Source organism: Curtobacterium sp. VKM Ac-2861, assembly GCF_013204965.1.
GTDB lineage: Bacteria > Actinomycetota > Actinomycetes > Actinomycetales > Microbacteriaceae > Curtobacterium.
Map to the genome: position 1 here is coordinate 196,184 of NZ_JABMLA010000001.1, position 18,842 is coordinate 215,025.

The 18,842-nt window shown below is 70.8% G+C and carries 14 protein-coding genes; 12 read left to right on the forward strand and 2 right to left on the reverse strand.

Annotated elements, in window-relative coordinates:
* The first annotated feature begins 140 nt into the window (after window positions 1-140).
* Complete coding sequence (locus tag HQQ88_RS00845) at window positions 141-1,514, forward strand: glucose-6-phosphate dehydrogenase (RefSeq protein ID WP_123292491.1); 1,374 nt, start codon at window positions 141-143, stop codon at window positions 1,512-1,514.
* Window positions 1,515-1,616: 102 nt separating this feature from the next.
* Here the strand turns inward: HQQ88_RS00845 and HQQ88_RS00850 are convergent, their stop codons facing one another.
* Complete coding sequence (locus tag HQQ88_RS00850; RefSeq protein WP_173168382.1) at window positions 1,617-3,548, reverse strand: glycoside hydrolase family 15 protein; 1,932 nt, start codon at window positions 3,546-3,548, stop codon at window positions 1,617-1,619.
* A 97-nt stretch (window positions 3,549-3,645) separates the two neighbouring features.
* Window positions 3,646-4,710, reverse strand: coding sequence for an App1 family protein (locus HQQ88_RS00855; protein ID WP_111085765.1), 1,065 nt, complete (start codon window positions 4,708-4,710; stop codon window positions 3,646-3,648).
* Window positions 4,711-4,849: 139 nt separating this feature from the next.
* Between HQQ88_RS00855 and HQQ88_RS19300 the strand changes: the two genes are divergently transcribed.
* The 11 genes from HQQ88_RS19300 to HQQ88_RS00910 all read left to right on the forward strand — a co-directional run bounded on the left by HQQ88_RS19300 (window position 4,850) and on the right by HQQ88_RS00910 (window position 18,527).
* Window positions 4,850-5,497, forward strand: a complete 648-nt coding sequence (locus tag HQQ88_RS19300) for a TetR/AcrR family transcriptional regulator (RefSeq protein WP_185003108.1) — start codon at window positions 4,850-4,852, stop codon at window positions 5,495-5,497.
* Window positions 5,498-5,712: 215 nt separating this feature from the next.
* Complete coding sequence (locus HQQ88_RS00865) at window positions 5,713-6,636, forward strand: ABC transporter ATP-binding protein (RefSeq protein ID WP_123292493.1); 924 nt, start codon at window positions 5,713-5,715, stop codon at window positions 6,634-6,636.
* A complete protein-coding gene (locus HQQ88_RS00870; RefSeq protein WP_123292494.1) occupies window positions 6,633-7,349 on the forward strand; it encodes an ABC transporter permease in 717 nt (238 codons plus the stop codon). The genes HQQ88_RS00865 and HQQ88_RS00870 overlap by 4 nt, the downstream gene beginning before the upstream one ends.
* Window positions 7,346-8,074, forward strand: a complete 729-nt coding sequence (locus HQQ88_RS00875) for an ABC transporter permease (RefSeq protein ID WP_111085762.1) — start codon at window positions 7,346-7,348, stop codon at window positions 8,072-8,074. The genes HQQ88_RS00870 and HQQ88_RS00875 overlap by 4 nt, the downstream gene beginning before the upstream one ends.
* Window positions 8,071-8,991: an ABC transporter substrate-binding protein gene (locus HQQ88_RS00880; protein ID WP_173168383.1), complete on the forward strand. Its 921-nt coding sequence runs from the start codon at window positions 8,071-8,073 to the stop codon at window positions 8,989-8,991. The genes HQQ88_RS00875 and HQQ88_RS00880 overlap by 4 nt, the downstream gene beginning before the upstream one ends.
* A 274-nt stretch (window positions 8,992-9,265) precedes the next feature.
* Complete coding sequence (locus HQQ88_RS00885; RefSeq protein WP_123292497.1) at window positions 9,266-10,678, forward strand: cytochrome ubiquinol oxidase subunit I; 1,413 nt, start codon at window positions 9,266-9,268, stop codon at window positions 10,676-10,678.
* A gap of 1 nt (window position 10,679) precedes the next feature.
* On the forward strand, window positions 10,680-11,684 hold the full coding sequence (gene cydB, locus HQQ88_RS00890) for a cytochrome d ubiquinol oxidase subunit II (RefSeq protein ID WP_123340389.1): 1,005 nt from the start codon (window positions 10,680-10,682) through the stop codon (window positions 11,682-11,684).
* A gap of 10 nt (window positions 11,685-11,694) precedes the next feature.
* Complete coding sequence (cydD, locus tag HQQ88_RS00895) at window positions 11,695-13,350, forward strand: thiol reductant ABC exporter subunit CydD (RefSeq protein WP_367916957.1); 1,656 nt, start codon at window positions 11,695-11,697, stop codon at window positions 13,348-13,350.
* On the forward strand, window positions 13,347-15,053 hold the full coding sequence (gene cydC / locus HQQ88_RS00900; RefSeq protein ID WP_173168385.1) for a thiol reductant ABC exporter subunit CydC: 1,707 nt from the start codon (window positions 13,347-13,349) through the stop codon (window positions 15,051-15,053). The genes cydD and cydC overlap by 4 nt, the downstream gene beginning before the upstream one ends.
* A 50-nt stretch (window positions 15,054-15,103) precedes the next feature.
* Window positions 15,104-17,644, forward strand: a complete 2,541-nt coding sequence (gene leuS, locus HQQ88_RS00905) for a leucine--tRNA ligase (RefSeq protein ID WP_123938283.1) — start codon at window positions 15,104-15,106, stop codon at window positions 17,642-17,644.
* A gap of 184 nt (window positions 17,645-17,828) precedes the next feature.
* Entirely contained in the window at window positions 17,829-18,527 is a 699-nt protein-coding gene (locus tag HQQ88_RS00910) for a helix-hairpin-helix domain-containing protein (protein ID WP_367916958.1), read from the forward strand.
* Window positions 18,528-18,842 lie beyond the last annotated feature (315 nt).

Consider the following 18,842-nt stretch of genomic DNA (forward strand, 5'->3'; position numbering starts at 1 on the left):
CTGCGCTGCCAACGCAGCGCACGACCCGGCGTTGCACACCACAGCGCCCCACGATCTCCGGTCCCCGATCCGGAACAAACGGGCCCGCCCGCGGCTTGACTGGAGCGGACCTCCCACCACAGCGAAAGGAGTCACCTCAGGTGACCGACAAGCGCACCCTCATCATCTTCGGCGCGACGGGCGACCTCGCCTCCCGCCTGCTGCTGCCGGGCCTCGGCACGTTCCTGCAGAGCGGTCGAGCGGTTCCCGTCCAGCTCATCGGCACGGGCCGCAGCGCCCGCAGCGAGGAGCAGTGGAAGGACATCGTCACGAAATCCTTCGCGTCGCAGGACGTCAAGGGACCCGAGGTCGACGCCACGCTCGCGTCGACCCAGTTCATCCAGGGCGACCCCACCGACCCGGAGCACCTCACGGCACTGCTCGACGCGGCCGAGGCCGAGCCGATCCTCTACTTCGCCCTGCCCCCGCAGATCGCCTCCGACATCTGCGAGGCACTGCAGCAGGTCGAGCTCCCCGCCGGCACCACCCTCGCCTTCGAGAAGCCGTTCGGCACCGACGTCGCGAGCGCCCAGGCCCTCAACGAGACCGTGCTGAAGCTGGTCCCGGAAGAGCGCGTGCACCGCACCGACCACTTCCTCGGACGCACCACGGTCCTGAACATCATCGGTCTGCGCTTCGCGAACCGCCTGTTCGAGCCGATCTGGAACGCCGACAACATCGAGAAGGTCGACGTCTTCTACGACGAGACCCTCGGTCTCGAGAACCGCGCCCAGTACTACGACGAGGCCGGCGCGATGGTCGACATGATCCAGTCGCACCTGCTGCAGATCCTCGGCATCGTGACGATGGACGCCCCGGCGGACATCGACGCGGTCGAGTTCCGCTCGTCCCTGGCCCGGGTGCTCCGTTCGACGCGGCTCAAGGGCGACGACGCGAAGATCGCGTCGCGCCGCGCCGTCTACACGGCCGGCACGATCGACGGCAAGGAGCTGCCGTCGTACCAGGACGAGGACGGCGTCGACAAGTCGCGGAGCACCGAGACGCTCGCCGAGATCTCGGTCGAGGTCGACACGGCCCGCTGGAAGGGCGTCCCGTTCACGCTGCGGTCCGGCAAGGCACTCGGCAACAGCCGGAAAGAGGTCCTGATCACCTTCAAGCCGGTCACGCGCCTGCCCTCCGGCCTGAGCGGTCGCCCGAAGGCGGACACGCTCCGCATCGTCCTGAACCCGGACGAGATCGAGCTGACCGTGTCGGCCAACGGCGGTGGCAACCCGTTCGAGATGGGCCAGGTCACCCTGTCGTCGTCATTCAGCGACGGCGAGCTGACCCCGTACGGCGAGGTCCTGAACGGCATCTTCCACGACGACCCGTTGCTCTCGATCCGCGGCGACGTGGCCGAGCGCTGCTGGGAGATCGTCGAGCCGGTCGTCAAGGCCTGGAAGGCCGACGAGGTCCCGCTAGAGGAGTACCGCGCCGGTTCGCGCGGCCCGGCGGACTGGGAGTCGTCGTCCTGACGGACGTGACCGTCGCGCCCTGAACGGGCGGAACTGCGGACGGGAGGCACGGTGCCAGCTGGCACCGTGCCTCCCGTCCGTTTCGTGGTCAGCACCACCGCATCAGGCGGGGGTGCCCGCCCGCTCGCCCTCGCCGGTCCACGAGCGGGTGCCGCCGTCGTGCACGGGCAGCCGCGTGCGGTGCCCGGTCGACGCGCCCCGCGCCCGCGCGATCGCGTCCGACGCGGACACGAGCGTCAGGTGCGACAGCACCTGCGGGGTGTTGCCGACGTGGTGTCCGGTGGCGACGTCGATCTCCTCGGAGAGCATGCCGACGTCGTTCGCGTACCCGACGAGCACGTCCATGAGGCGCTCGGCGTCGTCGATCCGGCCCGATGCCGCGTACTGCTCGACCAGCCAGAACGAGCACGCCAGGAACGGGTGCTCCGCGCCGGCGAGCCCGTCGAACCCCGACGACGTCCGGTACCGCAGCACGAGACCGTCGGAGCCGGTGGACAGGTCCTGCTCGATGGCGGCGACGGTGCCGGTCATGCGGGCGTCGTGGGCGGAGACGTAGCCGATCTGCGGCAGGACGAGCAGGCTCGCGTCGACCTCGTCGGTGTCGTAGTGCTGCCGGTAGCTGCCGCGTGCAGCGTTCCAGCCGTGCTCCTCGATCTCGGCCCGGACCTGGTCGCGCAGGGTGCGCCAGCGGTCCACGGGCCCTTCGAGACCGAACTCCTCGACCGCGGCGACCCCACGGTCGAACGCGGCCCAGATCATCGCGCGCGAGTGCGTGAAGTGCCGTCGCGGGCCGCGCATCTCCCAGATGCCGTTGTCGGGCTCCTGCCAGTGCTCCTCGACGTAGCCGAGCAGGGCGCGCTGCAGGGCCCACGAGTCGGCGTTCTCCTCGACCCCGAGCTCGCGGGCGTCGTGCAGGGCGGCCAGGACCTCGCCGAACACGTCGCCCTGGTATTGCGTGTACGCGCCGTTGCCGACCCGGACGGGCGTCGAGCCGGCGTACCCGGGCAGGTGCGGGAGCTCCCGTTCCGGCAGTTCGCGCTCCCCGGCGATGCCGTACATGATCTGCACGTCGGCGGGGTCGCCCGCGATGGCGCGGAGCAACCAGCCGCGCCAGTGTGCCGCCTCGTCGCGGTAGCCGTGCGCGATGAGCGAGGCGAGGGCGAGGGAGGCGTCGCGGAGCCAGACGTAGCGGTAGTCCCAGTTGCGTTCCCCGCCCGGGTCCTCCGGCAGGCTCGTGGTCACGGCGGCCACCACGCCGCCGGTCTCGCCGTGGGTCATCGCGCGGAGCAGCAAGAGCGAACGGCGGGCGGCGTCGGCGTAGCGACCCTCGGTGCGCGCCGTCGCCATCCAGTCGGTCCACCACGTCACGGTGCGGTGGAGCTCGGCGTCGACGTCGACGGGCTCCGGGGGCTCGCGGTGCGAGGGGTACCAGGTGAGGACGGTGTCGAGCACGTCACCGTCGTGGATCGTCGCGGTGGCCGTGTGCCGGTGGTCCGAGGCCCGGAAGCGCGGGCCGCGCACGATGACCGACCCGGGGCCGGCGGTGGCGAGCAGTGCCGGGTCCTCGTCGCCGCCGATCTGGCGCACCCACGGCAGCGCGAGGGCGTAGTCGAACCGGATCCGCAGGGTCTGCTGCACCTCGACCGAGCCGCTCAGTCCTCGGACACGGCGGACGATGGACGGCCGGTGCGCGCCGACGGGCATGAACTCGGTCACCTCGACGGCACCGTCCGCCGTGGTCCAGACCGTCGACAGGACGAGGGTGTCGCCTCGGTACTTCCGGTGCGCCGTCGCGGCGGGGTCGGTCGGTCGGAGCGTCCAGTGCCCGTGGTCCTCGGTGCCGAGCAGCGAGGCGAACGTGGCGGCGCTGTCGAACCGCGGCAGGCACGCCCAGTCGATCGTGCCGTCGCGGCCGACGAGTGCGGCGGTCGAGGTGTCGCCGATGACGGCGTGGTCCTCGATCAGGTTCGGGGGAGTCGCGGGGGGCGCGGGTGCTCGCTCGGTGTCGGCGGTCCGGTCCGTGTCGGTGCTCATGCCCCGATCGAACACCCGGAGGCCGAGCGTCGTGGCCGCGCGGACGGGCCGCCGGCCCTCTGGCGGCCGTGTGCCGTCGGTGTGCCTGAAGCCTCGCTCAGGCCGGGTCGGAGGCGTCCGCCTCGGCGAGCCCGACCCGCGCGAGTTCGGACCAGAGCCCGGCACCGTCCGGTGCGTAGACCCACGGCGCCGAGGTGTCGCGGGAGCGTTCCTGCGCCCGGGAGCGTCCGCCGGCCAGGACCGCCTCGCTCGTGGACAGCTGCCGGATGGCGACGCCCGCGACGTTCTCCGGGTGCTCGCGGGCGAACTCGCCGTACAGCGACTCGTCGTGCTGGCCGTCGTCGCCGACGAGCAGCCACTGCACGTCCGGGAAGTCCTTCGCCAGGCGCCGCAGGTTCTGCTGCTTGTGCAGCTGCCCGCTCCGGAAGAACCGGTCGTGCGTGGGGCCCCAGTCGGTGAGCAGGAGCGTGCCGGACGGGTACATGTTGCGGGTCAGGAAGCGCTGCAGGGTCGGCGCGACGTTCCAGGCACCGGTGGACAGGTACACCGTCGGGGAGCCGGGGTGCTGTGCCTGCACGCGTTCGTACAGCACGGACATGCCCGGCACGGGGCGGCGGGCGTGCTCGGTGAGGACGAAGGAGTTCCACGCCGCCAGCATCGGACGGGGGAGCGAGGTCACCATGACGGTGTCGTCGATGTCGGACAGCAGCCCGAAGCGAGTGTCGGGGTGCACGACGAACACGTCGGCCTCGACGTCGCGCCCGCCGCCGGCCGACAACCGGACGGTGCGCCAGCCCGGCTCGAGGTCGATCGGCACGATGGTGTCAACGACCCCGCCACGGTCGGTCTCGACGACGTGCGAGACCCCACCGGCGGTGACGGTGACCTCGGCGTGGTCGACCGCGACGCTCGTGAAGCTCTTCCACCCGCGGACACCCGCGTACGAGACGTCGGAGGCGAGGCCACGGCGGGTCAGCAGCACGCGGCAGAGGATGCGGACCCATCCGGGAGCGCCGTAGCCGGTGTAGGGGACGACGGTCGGGACCAGGCCACGGCTTCGGGCGCGGTGCTCGCGGAACTCCTGGACGGCGTCCTCGATGCGGGCCGCGCGGTGCAGGAGCGGCTCGGCCAACGACGGCTCGTGGGGCGTCGGGTCGGGCATCGCCCCATCATCCCATGCAGGACCCGGAAGTCCACGTCCCGCGGCACCTGTGGTGAGTCGCAGCCATGTTCCAGCCGGTCTCTGCGAAAATCGTCCTCGTCACACCAACGAACCGCGCTGGAGCGCAAGAGGAGAACACGTGCTCGTCACCGAGGTAACGAACGCTCTGCCGGGGGGATCATCACTGCTCAGGAACGAGCCGGTCCAAGCCCGCAGTTCGGCGCGCCTCGCGGGTCTGCTCGACGCTGCTGCCGCGGTGATCGACGAGATCGGGTTCGAGCGACTCACGACCGCGATGGTCGCCGAGCGGGCCGGAGCGTCCATCGGCACCGTCTACCGCTACTTCCCGGACCGCATCGCCGTGGTCGACGCCCTCGCCATCCGCTGCACGCAGCGGCTCGCAGCGCGCTTCGTCGCGGCGCTCGACGCGAGCGGCGCGGAGACCTGGCAGCAGGCCTGCGACGCGCTGATCGACGAGACCGCCGAGCTGTACCGCACCGAGCCCGGCTTCCGCGCGATCCGCTTCGGCGACACCGCGGACACCGGCACCGGTGACGCCGAGGACCGCATGGGGGCGCTCGGCGCCGCCGTCGGGCAGATCATGCGCGACCGGTTCGGGCTGCCCGACAACGAGCGCATCGCACGTGCCTGGGTGGTGCTGGCCGAGTCCGGCCACGCCGTGCTGGCGCGGGCCCACCGCGACCGCGAGCACCCCGACACGGCGCTCATCGCCGAGTACCGCACGATGAGCCGTGCCCACATGGAGTCCGTGGTCGCCGCCGGCTGACCGCCGCGGGGTCCCGCACCCATCCGACGACGCCCGTGCTTCCGAACAGGAGGCGCGGGCGTCGTCGTCCGCGCTGGTTCCGTCGTGCGCTCGGTCCGGTCCACGGCGGTGCGCACCTGTCCGGGACGCGCCGCGTGCCGGAACGGGTGAACCGCTGTCGGACCCGACGGGTACTCTCATCCGGAGTCGGGCTACCTCCGAACAGAAGGGCACCCATGATCGAGTTCCGCTCGGTACGAAAGACCTACCCGGACGGCACCACCGCGGTCGACGACTTCGACCTCGTGATCCCGTCCCGGACCACCACCGTCTTCGTCGGCTCCAGCGGCTGCGGCAAGACGACGCTGCTCCGGATGATCAACCGCATGGTCGACCCCACCTCGGGTTCCGTGCAGATCGACGGATCCGACGTCTCCGGCGTCGACCCCGTGAAGCTCCGGCGGAGCATCGGGTACGTCATGCAGAACTCCGGTCTGCTGCCGCACCGCAAGGTCGTCGACAACATCGCGACCGTGCCCTTGCTCACCGGGGTGTCGAAGGCCGACGCCCGCACGCGTGCGCTCGAGCTCATGGACACCGTGGGACTCGACCGGGCGTTCGCCGACCGGTACCCGTCCCAGCTGTCCGGCGGGCAGCAGCAGCGCGTCGGCGTGGCCCGCGGCCTCGCCGTCGACCCGAACATCCTGCTCATGGACGAGCCCTTCGGTGCCGTCGACCCGCTGGTCCGCAACGACCTGCAGGACGAGCTCATCCGCCTGCAGCGTGAACTCGGCAAGACCGTCGTGTTCGTGACGCACGACATCGACGAGGCGTTCAAGCTCGGCGACCAGGTCGTCATCCTGAAGAAGGGCGGCGAGATCGCCCAGCAGGGCACGCCGTCCGAGATCCTGGCCGAGCCGGCGGACGACTTCGTCGCGAACTTCATCGGCGTCGGCCGCGGGCGTCGCTCGCTGCGCGTCGAGCACACCCCCACCGGCCCCATCGTCGTGGACGGCGACGGGCGTGCAGCCGGTGTCCTCACCGGACCGGTCAACGTCGTCGACGCTGCCGCAGCGGTGCAGGCCGACCCCGCATCGAACCAGGCCGGAGCGTCGCTCGACGCCCCGGGTGCTCCGGCGCAGGGTGAGGGCACGCGGTGAAGTGGGTCCTCGCGAACCTCGACACGATCCGTGACGCCACGGTCGCGCACCTGGCCATCGCCATCCCGCCGATCATCATCGCGTTCCTGCTGTCCATCCCCATCGGCTGGCTCGTCGTCCGCCTCCAGCGCCCCGGTGGATCGCGGTTCGCCTCGGGTGTCGGCAGCGGCATCGTGACGTTCGCCGGGCTGCTCTACGCGATCCCTTCCCTGGCGCTGTTCGTGGCGCTGCCGGGCATCATCGGCACCGGGCTGCAGAGCCCGGTCAACGTCGTGATCGGGTTGACCCTGTACGGCCTCGCGCTCATGGTCCGGTCGACCGTCGACGGGCTCACCTCGGTGGACTCGGGGACGAAGTCGGCCTCGACCGCGATGGGGTACTCGTCGGCGCAGCGGTTCTTCCGCGTCGAGCTGCCGCTGGCCGGGCCGGTGCTGCTCGCCGGGCTGCGGGTGGTCTCGGTGTCCACGATCTCGCTGACCACCGTCGGCGCCGTCCTCGGCATCCAGAGCCTCGGGTCGCTGTTCACGGACGGCCTCGGGCGCGGGATCTACGAGGAGATCATCTCCGGCATCGTCATGGTCCTCGTCCTGGCGTTCGTGCTCGACGGGATCCTGGTGCTGCTCGGCCGGATCGTCATGCCGTGGACCCGGACGACCTCGGTGTCGCGCCGCCGGACCCGCCGTGTCCTGCAAGCAGCGGAGGTCGCCTCGTGATCATCGGACAGGCCTTCGCCTGGGTCTTCGACCCCACCAACTACTCCGGGTACAACGCGATCCCCGGCCGCCTCTGGGAGCACATCTGGATCACGCTGCTCGCCGTGGTGATCGCCTCGGTGATCGCCGTGCCGATCGGGTACGCCATCGGCCACACGCGCCGCGCACGGGGCTTCTCGATCGCCGTGTCCGGCGGGATCCGCGCACTGCCGACGCTCGGCGTGCTCTCCCTGTTCGGACTCCTGCTCGGCATCGGCCTGCAGGCTCCGCTCCTGGCGCTCGTCGTGCTCGCCATCCCCTCGGTGCTGGCCGGTGCGTACTCGGGCATCGAGTCGGTCGAACCCGTGACCGTCGACGCCGCCAAGGCCCAGGGCATGACGGGCTGGCAGATCCTGTGGAAGGTCGAGGTCCCACTCGGCCTGCCCCTGCTCATCGGCGGCTTCCGCGCAGCCGTCCTGCAGGTCGTGGCCACGGCGACGCTCGCCGCGTACGTCGGTGCCGGCGGCCTCGGCGGCTACTTCTTCCTCGGTCTGAAGACCCAGGACTACGCCGAGATGCTCGGCGCCTCCATCCTCGTGATCGCACTCGCGATCGCGTTCGAGATCGTGTTCGCCGTGCTGCAGCGGGCGTCGGTGCCCAAGGGCACCGCCGACCCGTCGGCCCGGCAGCGCCAGGGATCGCGCGAGCGAGCCCGCAATCCCATCCCGGAAGGAAATCCATCGTGATCACAGCAAAGATCCGTGCGGGCGTCGCAGCAGCGCTCGCACTGGGCGTCGCCGCCGCCCTGACCGGCTGCGCGTCGAGCGACCCGCTCGACAGCGGCTCCAGCGCGTCGTCCGACTCCAAGACGATCGTCGTCGGCTCGCAGCAGTACTACTCGAACGAGATCATCGCGGAGCTGTACGCACAGGTCCTCGAGAAGAACGGCTTCGAGGTCAAGCGCAACTTCAACATCGGGCAGCGCGAGGTCTACATCCCGCAGCTCGAGAAGGGCGCGATCGACGTCATGCCCGAGTACAGCGGCAACCTGCTGCAGTACTTCGACAAGGACTCCACGGCGAAGACCGCCGACCAGATCGACGACGGCCTCGAGACGGCGCTGCCGAAGGGCCTCCGGGTCCTCGACGAGGCCGAGGCGACCGACCAGGACAGCTACACCGTCACGAAGAAGTTCTCCGAGGACAACGACGTGACGAGCCTGGCCGACCTGAAGGACGTCACGTCGAAGCTCACCGTCGGCGCGAACTCCGAGTTCCAGACCCGTCCGTACGGTCCGAAGGGCCTGAAGTCGGTCTACGGCGTCGACGTCGACTTCAAGGCGGTCGAGGACTCCGGCGGAGCCCTGACGGTCAAGGCGCTGAAGGACGGCACCGTCCAGCTCGCCGACATCTACAGCGCCGACCCGAGCATCAAGGCGAACGACTTCGTCACGCTCGAGGACCCGGAGAACCTGATCCTGCCGCAGAACGTCATCCCCGTCGTCTCCGACAAGGTGAACGACAAGGCCGCGGAGGCGATCGACTCGGTCAACGAGAAGCTGACGCCCGAGGCCCTGATCGAGCTCAACACCAAGAGCACGGCGGACAAGGAGAAGGCGTCCACCATCGCCAAGGAGTTCCTGACCGACGAGGGCCTGCTGTAACAGCAGTCCTCGTGCGTTAGACGACAGGCGTCGGGCAACTGCCCGGCGCCTGTCGTCGTTCGGCGGAGCGGGGATCGGCACATCCGTGCCGCACGGTTGTGCCGTGCAGCACCCTTGCACGTTCGTGCAGGGAACATTTCTACAAGTTGTCGAAGTCGGTGGTGACGCGGTACCGTTGAAGAGTCCCAACGGCTGTGACATCTGATGTATCCGTTCCACAGGAAGACACTGACGTGCACCGACTGCGCGCGGCGACCCGACTGGGAAGTGCCGCATGACCGACCTCCTCGACCCGCTCATCCTGTCGCGGTGGCAGTTCGGTCTGACGACCATCTACCACTTCCTCTTCGTCCCGCTGACGATCGGCATGGCCGCCGTGGTGGCCGTGTTCCAGACCGCCTGGTACCGGACCGGGCGCGCGCACTACCTGCAGCTGACCCGGTTCTTCGGACGCATCTTCCTGATCAACTTCGCGATGGGCGTCGTGACGGGCATCGTGCAGGAGTTCCAGTTCGGCATGAACTGGTCGAACTACTCGCGCTTCGTCGGTGACGTCTTCGGCGCCCCGCTCGCGCTCGAGGGGATCCTGGCCTTCTTCTTCGAAGCCGCGTTCATCGGCGTCTGGATCTTCGGCTGGGACCGCTTGCCGAAGGGACTGCACCTGGCGAGCATCTGGTGCGTCAGCGCCGGCACGATCATGTCGGCGTACTTCATCATCGCCGCGAACGCGTTCATGCAGCACCCGGTCGGCTTCTCGATGAACGAGGCCAAGGGGCGCGCGGAGCTCACCGACATCTGGGCGGTCCTCGGCAACAAGGTCGCCCTCGCCGCCTTCCCGCACACGTTGTTCGCCTGCTTCATGGTCGCCGCAGCAGTGATCATCTCGGTCGCCGCCTACCACCTGGCGCGGAACCAGAACCTCGAGACGATGATGCCGGCGCTCAAGTTCGGCATGTGGACCATGGTGGCTGCGGGGGCCCTGACGGTGCTCACCGGCGACCAGCTCGGCCTGACCATGGTCGACACCCAGCCGATGAAGATGGCCGCAGCCGAAGCGCTGTACAACACGGCGACCGGCAAGGACGCCTCGTTCTCGATCTTCACGCTCGGCACCCCCGACGGCGTGCACGAACTGTTCTCGATCCGGGTGCCCTACCTGCTGTCGTTCCTGTCCACGCACACCTTCAACGGCACGGTCGAGGGCATCAACGACCTGCAGGCGCAGTACACCCAGGTGTACGGGCCCGGCGACTACAAGCCGATCATCTGGGTGACCTACTGGTCGTTCCGCTGGATGATCGCGCTCGGCGTCGGTGCGGTCATGGTGTCGCTCGCCGGCCTCTGGCTGACCCGCAAGGGCCGGTTCCCGACGAAGCGCTGGATCTGGCGCGTCGCCACCTGGACCGTCCCGCTCCCGATGGCCGCGATGATCGTCGGCTGGATCTTCACCGAGATGGGTCGCCAGCCGTGGCTCGTGTTCGGGTTGCTCAAGACCAGCGACGGCGTCTCGCCGAACGTGACCGGGCTCGAGGTCCTCATCTCGCTCGTCGTGTTCACCGTGATCTACGGCTCGCTGGCGGTGGTCGAGTTCAAGCTCATCAAGAAGGTCGCGCAAGAGGGCCCTGCCGCTCCGGCAGAGGTCGACGAGGAGACCGGCGAGGTCAAGCACGAAGTGACGGTGTACTGAGATGGATCTGCCTGTCCTCTGGTTCGCGATCGTCGGCGTGTTCTTCGTCGGCTACTTCGTCCTCGACGGCTTCGACTTCGGGGTCGGCATGTCCCTGCCCTTCCTGGGCAAGGACGACACCGACCGTCGGGTGCTCATCAACACGATCGGCCCGGTCTGGGACCTCAACGAGACGTGGGTCATCGTCGCCGGTGCCTGCCTGTTCGCGGCGTTCCCCGAGTGGTACGCCACGATGTTCTCCGGGTTCTACCTGGCGCTGCTGCTCATCCTCGCGGCGCTGATCCTGCGCGGTGTCTCGTTCGAGTACCGCCACCAGAACAAGCACCTCGAGTGGAAGCGTCGCTTCGACCTGATGATCATCGTCGGGTCCGCCCTGCCGTCGTTCCTCTGGGGCGTCGCGTTCGGCAACGTCGTCCGCGGGATCCCGATGGACTCCGGGCACAACTACACGGGCACGCTCTTCGACCTGCTCAACCCGTTCGCGCTCCTGACCGGCGTGGCGACGCTGCTGGTGTTCTTCACGCACGGCGTCGTGTTCGTGGCGCTGAAGACCGAGGGCGAGATCCGCGAGCGGGCGAAGCGCCTGGCGACCCGGGCCGGCATCCTGACGATCGTCGTCGGCGCCGCGTTCCTGGTCTGGATGGCGTTCGTCCGGGCGACCCCGGCCTCGCTCGTGCTCTCGGTGGTCGCGGCACTCGCGCTCGTCCTGGCCGTGCTGTGCAACGCCTGGGGCAAGGAGGGCCGGGCGTTCACGCTCATGGCCGTCACCATCGCCGCGATCGTGCTCGCCATGTTCACGGCGATCTTCCCGGACGTCATGCCCGCCACCAACGACCCGGCGAACAGCCTGAACGTGTACAACGCCTCGAGCGGTTCGTACACGCTGACGGTGATGAGCTGGGTGGCGCTGATCTTCGTGCCCCTCGTGTTCGCGTACCAGGCCTGGACGTACTGGGTGTTCCGCAAGCGTGTCTCGCGGGCCCAGGTCACCCAGGCCGCGCACTAGGCAGGCGACGGTGAAGCCGCTCGACCCGCGACTCCTGCGCCTGTCGCGGACGGCGCGCGGCTTCATCGTCGCGGCTGCCGGCACCGGCGTCCTCCGCACGGTCGCGACCATCGCGATCGCGTGGGGGATCGCCGCCGCCGTGACCCTCGGCATCGACGCGGTCCAGGACGGCCGTGTCCCGAGCGCCTTCGGGCAGGCGCTCGCGCTGCTGGGCGGCGCGTTCGTGCTCCGTGCCGTGGCGGCCTGGGCGACCGACGACCTGGCGGCCCGCGCCGCGGCGAAGGTGAAGAGCGAGATGCGCACCACGGTGCTCGCCCGCGCCGCCGAGCGGGGTCCGTCCTGGCTGGCGGGCCGGTCGAGCGCGGGGTTCGCCACCACCCTCGGGCCGGGCCTCGACGCGCTCGACGCCTACTTCGGTCGCTACCTGCCGCAGCTCGCACTCACCGCGATCGCCACACCGCTGCTGCTGGTCGCGATCGGCCTCGGTGACCTGACGAGCGGGCTGATCATCCTGTTCGCCCTGCCGGTCATCCCGGTGTTCATGATCCTGATCGGACTCGCGACCCAGTCGTTGCAGCGGAAGCAGTCCGACGCCCTCGCCAAGCTCGGCGGCGCCTTCCTCGAGGCCGTCGAGGGCCTGGCCACCCTCAAGGTGTTCGGTCGCGCCCGGCGCCAGGTCGGCCGCATCGGCGCCGTCACGGACGAGTACCGTCGTGGCACGCTCGGGGTGCTCCGGCTGTCGTTCGTCAGCGGGTTCGCGCTCGAGCTCGCCGCGAGCCTGTCCGTCGCCCTCGTCGCGGTGTCGATCGGCATCCGGCTGGTCGACGGCTCGCTCGGGCTCGGCGCCGCGATGTTCGTCCTGGTCCTCGCCCCCGAGGCGTTCGCCCCCATCCGCCAGGTCGGCGCGGACTTCCACGCCGCCCAGGACGGCGTCGAGGCATCGGCAGCGGTCCTCGACGTCCTCGACGACACGGAGCCCGCGCCGCACCACGACACGGACCCCGCGGCGACCGCGCCGGCCGCCACGGCGTTGGCCGTGCACGGTCTGACCGTCCGCCGGCCCGACGTGGTGATCGGCCCGCTCGACCTGCACGCCGACCCCGGCACCGTCGTCGTGCTCGCCGGCCCGAGCGGCTCGGGCAAGTCGAGCGTCATCGCCGCACTCCGCGGCGTCCTGCCGCACGACGGCACCGTGGTCGTCCCGGGCGCCGCCGGTACGACCACTGCCGAGCGCACCACCTGGGCCGACCAGCGACCCCGCCTCGTGCGCGGGACCGTCGCCGAGAACGTCGCGCTCAGCGCGATCCCCGATGCCGTGGACGTCCAGACCGCGTTGCGCGACGCGGGGCTGGGGGGCGACCCGGGCCTCCCGATCGGTGCCGGCGGCAGCGGACTGTCCGGCGGCCAGGCGCAGCGCGTCGCCGTCGCGCGGGCGCTGTACCGCGCCCGCCGCGTCGGCACGCCGTTGGTCCTGCTCGACGAACCGACGTCGGCGCTCGACGCCGAGGCCGAGGCCCACGTCGTCGCCGCGATCCGCGGCCTGGCGGCCGACGGCGCGGTCGTCGTGGTGGCCAGCCACCGACCGGCGGTCGTGGCCGCGGCCGACGTCCGGGTCGACATCGGCACCGGTGGGTCGGTCACCGTCCGGACGGGGGTGCGCGCATGAGCCGGCAGCGGGTGCTGTCCCGGGAGGCCCGTGGAGCGTCCGTCCTGCGGCTCGCGATGCCGCACGGGTCGGGTTGGGCGAAGGCGGTCGCCGCCGGCGCGCTCAGTGCGGTCTGCGCCGTGGCGCTCCTCGCCGCGAGCGGCTACCTCATCACCCGTGCCGCGGAGCACCCGCCGATCCTCTACCTGACCCTCGTGATGGTCGGCGTGCGGGCGTTCGCACTCGGGCGTGCGGCGCTGCGCTACGTCGACCGGCTCGCCGGGCACGACGCGTCCTTCCGGCAGCTCGCGGTGGTGCGCACCGAGATGTACCGGCGGCTCGCCTCGGTCGCACCGGCAGGACTCGGCAGCACCGGCCGTGGCGACCTGATGACCCGCCTGGTCACCGACACCGACCGGCTGCAGGACCTGCCCATCCGCGTCGTCGGGCCGCTGGTGTCCGCCGGGGTCGTCGCCGTGCTGTCCGTCGTCGCCGTGGCGATCGTGTCGGTGCCGGCCGCCCTCGTGCTCCTGCTCGGTCTGGCGGTCGCGGCGCTGCTCGGGTCGGTCGTGACGCGGTCGATCGCCGAGCGCTCCGACCGTGAGACCGCGGCGGACCGTGGTCGGGTCGCCGACCTCGTGCTCGACACCGTGCGGACGCTCGACGTGTTCGCGGCCTACGGCACCCTCGACGAGCGCCTGGCGCACATCGCCCGTCTCGACGCCGGCGTCACCCGTGCGGTGCGCCGCCGTGGCACGGTCGAGGCGCTCGTCGGTGCCCTGGTCGGGCTGGTCGGCGGCGGCGCGGTCATCGGGATCCTGGCCGTCGGTGCACCCGCCGTGGTGTCCGGGGCGCTCGACGGACCGCTCTGGGCACTGACCGTGTTCGTGCCGCTCGCCCTGTTCGAGGTCGTCGGCGGGGTCCCGCTCGCCGTCCTCACGCTGCGCCGGGTGCGCGCTGCAGCCGAGCGGGTCGAGCAGGTCGTCCCGGCACGGGTGCCCGCGGGCATCGTGCCCGAACCCGAGCAGGACGCCGACCCGGCCGAACTGACGGTGTCCGGTCCGGTCACCGTGGCGGTGCGCGACCTGACCGTGCAGTGGCCCGGAGCCACGACGCCGGCGGTCGACGGGGTCTCGCTCGACCTGCACCCCGGCGAGGTCGTCGTGCTCGAAGGGCCGAGCGGCGCGGGGAAGTCCACGCTCGTCGACGCGCTCGTCCGGTTCGTCGACCACCAGGGCTCGTACACGCTCGACGGGGTCTCGGCGAAGGACATGCACCCCGACGCCGTCCGTGCCCGCATCGGGCTCATCGAGCAGGACCCGTTCGTGTTCGACCAGTCCGTGCGACAGAACCTGCTGTTCGCCCGCGAGACCGCGACCGACGACGAGCTGCTCGCCGTGCTCGACCGGGTCGGCCTCGGCGAGTGGGTCGGACGTCGCGGCGGGCTCGATGCGTCGGTGGGGGAGCGCGGTGGCCTCGTCTCCGGCGGACAGGCGCACCGGCTCGCCCTGGCACGCGCGCTCCTGCACGCGTTCCCGGTGCTCGTGCTCGACGAACCCACGGCCGACATCGACCCGGACCTCGGCGACGCCGTCCTGCACGACCTCGTCACGACGGCGCGCGCAGCGGGCCGGACGGTCGTGATCGTGTCGCACGTGCCGGTCCGGGCGGACCTGGTCGACCGCACCCTGCGGATGGTCGCCGGCCGCCTGCTCGTCGGATGACCCGACAGGCGGACGCTGGACGGGCCTCCCGGCTTGTATCGTTGACGTCCGTGACCACCGAGCAGCACGCCGAGGACCCGAACGCCTACGACTTCCGTCGTATCCAGGAGAAGTGGCAGCCCCGCTGGGAAGAGCTCGGGCTCTTCACCACCGACCTGGACGACACGCGTCCGCGCAAGTACATCCTCGAGATGTTCCCGTACCCGTCCGGCGACCTCCACATGGGGCACGCCGAGAACTGGGCCCTCGGCGACTTCGTGGCGCGCTACTGGCGCCAGCAGGGCTTCAACGTCCTGCACCCCATCGGCTGGGACTCCTTCGGCCTGCCCGCCGAGAACGCCGCGATCAAGCGCGGGGTGGACCCGAAGGACTGGACCTACGCGAACATCGCGCAGCAGAAGGCGTCCTTCAAGCGCTACGCGCCGTCGTTCGACTGGAGCACCGAGATCCACACCTCGGACCCCGAGTACTACAAGTGGAACCAGTGGCTGTTCCTGAAGATGTACGAGAAGGGCCTGGCGTACCGCAAGGACAGCTGGGTCAACTGGGACCCGGTGGACCAGACCGTGCTCGCGAACGAGCAGGTCCTGCCCGACGGCACCTCGGACCGCTCCGGTGCCGTCGTCGTCAAGAAGAAGCTCACGCAGTGGTACTTCAAGATCACGGAGTACGCCGACCGCCTGCTCGACGACCTCAACCAGCTCGAGGGACGGTGGCCCGCCAAGGTCATCGCGCAGCAGCGCAACTGGATCGGCCGGTCGGTCGGCGCCGACGTCGACTTCGTCATCGAGGGCCGTGACGAGCCCGTCACGGTGTTCACGACGCGCCCCGACACGATCCACGGCGTGACGTTCCTCGTCGTCGCACCGGACTCGGACCTGGCGGCGTCGCTGGTCGCTTCTGCGTCCTCCTCCGTCCGTGCGGACTTCGATGCCTACCTCGTCGCCACGCAGAAGACGTCGGAGATCGACCGGCAGAACGCCGACCGCCCGAAGACCGGTGTGCCGCTCGGCCGTTTCGCGATCCACCCGCTGACGGGGGAGCGCCTGCCGATCTGGGCCGCCGACTACGTGCTCGCCGACTACGGCCACGGGGCGGTCATGGCCGTGCCGGCGCACGACCAGCGCGACCTCGACTTCGCCCGGGCGTTCGACCTGCCGGTGAAGGTCGTCGTCGACACCAACGCCGCGGTCACCGGAGCGATCCCGGTGATCACCGAGGACACCGAGCTGCCCGACCTCAACCCCGCCACCACGGGCGAGGCGCTGACGGGTCAGGGCCGGATGATGAACTCCGGCCCCCTCGACGGCATGTCGAAGCAGCACGCGATCACCGCCGCGATCTCCCTGCTCGAGGAGCGCGGGACCGGTCGCGCCGCCAAGACCTACCGCCTGCGCGACTGGCTCATCTCGCGCCAGCGCTTCTGGGGCACGCCGATCCCGATCATCCACGGCGCCGACGGCAGCGAGCACCCCGTGCCGCTCGACCAGCTGCCGGTACGGCTGCCCGACACCGAGGGGCTCGACCTCAAGCCCAAGGGCACCTCGCCGCTCGGCGGAGCGACCGACTGGGTCAACGTCCCGAACCCCGTCGACGGTACGCCCGCGCTCCGTGACACCGACACGATGGACACCTTCGTCGACTCGTCGTGGTACTTCCTGCGCTTCCTGGCGGCGAACGACGACACCCAGGCGTTCGACCCCGCGGTCGCCCGCAAGTGGGCGCCGGTCGACCAGTACATCGGCGGGATCGAGCACGCGATCCTGCACCTGCTGTACGCGCGCTTCGTCACCAAGGTGCTCTTCGACCTCGGTTACCTCGACTTCACCGAGCCGTTCTCGGCACTGCTCAACCAGGGCATGGTGCTGTCCGGCGGCTCGAAGATGTCGAAGTCCAAGGGCGGCGTCTCGCTCGGTGACGAGCTCGACGCGAACGGCGTCGACGCGATCCGCCTGGTGATGGGCTTCGCCGGCCCGCCCGAGGACGACATCAACTGGGAGGACGTCTCGCCGTCCGCCTCGGCACGCTTCCTGGCCCGCGCCTACCGCCTGGCGACCGACGTCACGTCGACCCCCGACGTCGTCTGGGCCGAGGGCGACCGCGCCCTGCGCCAGGTGACGCACCGGTTCCTGGCCGATGCGCCGGGCCTGATGGAGTCGTTCAAGTTCAACGTCGTGATCGCACGGCTCATGGACCTGGTCAACGTGACGCGCAAGGCGATCGACAGCGGCCCCGGTGCCGCCGACCCCGCCGTGCGCGAAGCCGTCGAGACCGTCACGCTCGGCCTCGCCGTGTTCGCGCCGTACACCGGCGAGGAGATGTGGGAGCAGCTCGGGTACGAGGCCACCGTCGCGCTGCACGGTTGGCGGAAGGCCGACCCGACGCTGCTGGTGCAGGAGACCCTCACCGCCGTCGTGCAGGTCAACGGCAAGGTGCGCGACTCGTTCGAGGTGTCGAAGTCGATCGAGCCGTCCGAGCTCGAGGCACTCGCCCGTGCCTCAGCGAACGTGCAGCGGTACATCGGTGACCGCGAGATCGTGAAGGTCATCGTGCGGGCGCCGAAGCTCGTGAACATCGCCATCAAGGGGTAGCCCTCGGGCGGCGCGGCCGTCCACGGGGTGGGCGTCTGGCCGTCCACAGGGTGGGCGTCTGGCCGTCCACAGGGTGGGCGTCCGACGCACCTGTCCACAGACCAGCACTCCGGAGCCCGGCCGATCGGCCGGGCTCCGTAGCGTTCGGGGCATGTCGTCGCCCTCGTCACCGGACCCTCGGTCAGTGGACGGCGCGCCTTCGTCGGGACGCGTGCTCTGGTCGCGACTGGTGCTGTCGCCGCGGGCCGCGGTGGTGCTGGCCGGGGTCGTCGTGGTGGTCGCGCTCGTGGTGGTCCTGGTCGGGTCGCTGACGGGGCGTGGTGGTGCAGGGGCGGGCGGGGTCGTCGTCAGTGGTGCGCCCACCGCCGGCGCGCCGACCGCTGGGTCTGGTGCGGCGCGTGTGGTGGTGCACGTGCTCGGAGCGGTCGAGCGCGACGGCGTGGTGCGCCTGCCGCCGTCGAGCCGGGTCACCGACGCGATCGAGCGGGCCGGCGGCGTGACGGCGGACGCGGACCTCGACCGACTGAACCTGGCGCGGGTCCTGATCGACGGCGAGCGGCTGTACGTGCCCCGCGTGGGCGAGGACGAGGTCCCGGCGGCGCTCGATCCGGTCGACGGCGGTGCGGCCGCGGCGGGCAGCAGCGGGGGCAGCAGTACGGGTGCCGCGGATGCCTGGGGAACCGGCGCTGACCCCGTCGTCGACCTGAACAGCGCCGACCAGGCTGCGCTCGAGACCCTGCCCGGCATCGGCCCGGGGTTGGCCGGCCGGATCCTCGCCTGGCGCGACGAACACGGCCGGTTCACCGCGGTCGAGGACCTGCTCGACGTCAGCGGCATCGGCGACGTCCGGTTCGCTGAGCTGCGTGACCGCGTGCGGGTCTGAGCCGTGCCCGTGCAGCTGCGACCCAGTGCGATGGACCTGCGGGTGGCGGTGCCGGTGGCGATCGCCTGGATCGTGACGACCGTGCTCGTCGGGGGACCGGCGGCAGCGCCCGTGGTCGGGATCGTGGCCGCCGTGCTGGCCCTGCTCGCCGGAGGGAGTGCGATCGTCGCGAGTCGTCGCTGCTCGGGCCGCCGCTGCCGCACCGTGACCGCCTGTGCCGGCCCGGTGCTCGTCGCGGCGGCGCTGACCGCGTTGCTCGCGGTGTCGGTCACCGTGGGTGAGACCCGCCGGACGCCGGAGGTGCTCCGCCCCCTC